Below are 437 nucleotides of genomic sequence, written 5' to 3'. Positions count from 1 at the left end.
GAATATGCTCAATAAATTTATTAAATATGTAGGTGGAAATTTTGGAAATCCCGATGGAATTGCGGGAAATCTGTCTACAAAATTAATGAATATAATGAACCAAAGACAATATAAGGCAATATTGGATAATATAAATTTAGAACATAATGACATTATATTGGATATAGGATTTGGCAACGGCTATTTAATAAATAAATTATTCAAAAAAAATATCCCAATAAAAATATACGGAATAGAAATATCAAATAATATGTTAAATAATGTTTCCAAAAAATATAGGCAAATTATTGAAAAAGGATTATTAAAATTATATTTAGAAAATATTGTGAATACATCATTTGAAAATGAAACATTCAGTAAAATATACACGGTAAATACAATATATTTTTGGAATGAATTGGAAAAATGTTTTTCTGAAATAAAAAGGATATTAAAAC

At 22.2% G+C, this 437-nt stretch carries 1 protein-coding gene; it reads left to right on the top strand.

All coding sequences use genetic code 11. The features are described from left to right. Positions 1–437: class I SAM-dependent methyltransferase (locus ACYVRH_RS14690; protein WP_461257604.1), on the top strand; the 437-nt coding region annotated here is incomplete at both ends.

Source organism: Treponema sp. R80B11-R83G3, from assembly GCF_054786115.1.
The sequence above is the reverse complement of the archived record's forward strand: the minus strand, read 5'-3'. Positions and strand labels throughout refer to the sequence as shown.